The 2,103-nt window shown below is 78.6% G+C and carries 2 pseudogenes; one reads left to right on the top strand and one right to left on the bottom strand.

What is annotated here, in order from left to right:
* Nucleotides 1–903: pseudogene (locus ABEB00_RS35370) on the bottom strand (hypothetical protein); the annotation flags it as partial.
* A gap of 151 nt (nucleotides 904–1,054) precedes the next feature.
* Between ABEB00_RS35370 and ABEB00_RS35365 the strand changes: the two are divergent.
* Nucleotides 1,055–2,103: pseudogene (locus ABEB00_RS35365) on the top strand (hypothetical protein); the annotation flags it as partial.

The raw sequence follows: 2,103 nt of genomic DNA, 5'->3' as shown, positions 1-2,103 counted from the left end.
TGTCGGATCGCCGGCGTCGCTCCCGGCCCGAACCTCCTCACTCGGCGGAGCTGTGGCGTCGTCGGCGCGTGGCGGGGGTGTGCCGTCGTCGGCACGCTGCGGGGCCGGGCCCTCGGTGGGGCGCGGGGCCGGGGTCTCCGCGGGGCGCGGGGCCGCACCGTCCGTGGTTGTCCGGGCCGGGCGCTGCGGCGTGGCCTCCGGGGTCTGCGTCTGCGTCCGGTCGGCCGGGGTGCCTCCACGGTCGTCCCGGGCCGTGCCGCCGGTCGGTTCGGCCGCCCGGCCGCCGGGAGCGGGCCGCGGGGCCTGCGCCTCGGTACGGGTGCCGGTGGGGGCACCCGGACGTGCCTCGCCACCGCCACCGGCCGCCACGTCCGTCGCACGGGTACCGGCCGGTGCCGTGGGGCGTGGGCCCGCGTCGGCCCGCCCCGCAGCCGGGGCTGCACTGCCCACCCCGGTGGGCGAAGCCTGCGTGCGGACAGCGGGTGCCGTGCCGTTCTCGCCCGCGCCCGTACGCGTGGGGCCGGGTGCTGCCCCGTTCGCGGCCGCAGAGGTCGTCGTACGCACCGGAGACGGCTCTCCCGGGCCGGTGTGCGTGGTGGACGACCCGGGCTGGACGGTGCCGGGCTGCCTGGACGGGGCGGTGTTCCCGGTCGTACCGGCGGTGTTCCCGGTGCCGGTCGCCGTACCGTCCTGCCGTCCGGTGGCGGCCGACGCGTCGGAGCGGCCCGCAGTGGCGGCGGGGCTGCCGCCGGGCGCGGCCGTCGCCGGTGCGGTCGTGGTCGTGGTCGTCTCGGCACTTCCCCGGGCCGCCTCGGGGCCGGTGACGATGCCGCGGTCCGGCGGTGCGTCGGCCGTACCGGCGGTGACCGGGCCCTGTTCGGTGGTCCGTGCGGGCGGCGCCACGGAGGGAGCGTCGCCTCCCGTAGCCGCCGCGTCCGGACCGGCCACGCGGACCGGTCCCACGTCGGCACCGGCCGGGCGCGCGGGGGCAGCGGACGGTGCCGTCTCCCCGGTCCGGCCTCCGGAGGCCCCGGACTCCGGGGTGGAGGACAGAGTGACACCAGTCTGGGGATTCCTCGATCCGGAGGGCCCAGCCGTGCCCCCGGCCTCGGAGTTCCTGGTCCCGGAGGGTCCGGTCGTCACCCCGGCCTCGGAGTTCCTGTTCCCGGAAGACCCGCCGGAAGCCACGGCCTCGGGACCCCTGGCCCCGGCGACCCCGCCCGGGACCCCCGCCTCGGAGTTCGCGGACCCGGCGGGACCCACCTCGGTTCCGGTCTCCGGGCCCCTGGCCGACGTGGGCATCCCGGGACCGGGGTCTCCGGTCACCGCGGTCGTCGCGGCCGTCGGGTTCTCGGCTGCCGGGTCGGGACGTACCGTCGAGGTCCCCTCGGGCGTGCCCGTAGCGGGGCGTACCGTCGAGGTCCCCTCGGGCGTGCCCGCAGCAGGACGTACCGTCGACGACGCCTCCGGCACACCGGTGCCGGGTTCCGTCCTGCCGCCGCCCGTGCCCTGCTGCTGTGCCGACCCGGGCGCCGCCGACTCCGTACGCACACCGGCCCCGGCGCCGGTGCCGTTCGGGCCCGCGGCAGCGGACGGCGTCACCGTGCCCGCGCCCTCCGGGCCACCCGCCGCGACAGGTGAAGGGTCCTCGAAGCCCGGCAGGCCCTCGCCCGGCGCCCGGGTACCCGCCGTCGTCACGTCCGGGCTTCGGGTACCGGCGGGAGCGTTCACCCCACCGGAAGCCACCGCCCCCGCACTCGGCGCAGCCCCGGTCTCGCCCGGTACTCCGGGGACGGACTCGGCGGCAGCCGTCGAGCCCCTTCCCGGCACACCGGACGCACCGGACGCACCGGACGCACCGGTACCCGTACCCGTGCCCCCGCCGACCGCAGGAGCAGGACCGGACGACAGTGACCCGGCCGGCACCGGACCAGCCCCACCGGCAGCCCCACCCGCCGAACCCGCCGAACCCGCCGAACCCGCCGAACCTCCGGAGGGAACCACCGGGTCGGCCGTCAAAGACCCCTTCGCCCCACCGACCGCACCCGCGCCCGTACCCGTACCCGTGAACGACGCGTCGTCCGGCAGCGACTTCACCACATC

Origin of the sequence: Streptomyces ziwulingensis (genome assembly GCF_039542605.1) — a bacterium.
Lineage (GTDB): Bacteria > Actinomycetota > Actinomycetes > Streptomycetales > Streptomycetaceae > Streptomyces > Streptomyces ziwulingensis.
The sequence above is the reverse complement of the archived record's forward strand: the minus strand, read 5'-3'. Positions and strand labels throughout refer to the sequence as shown.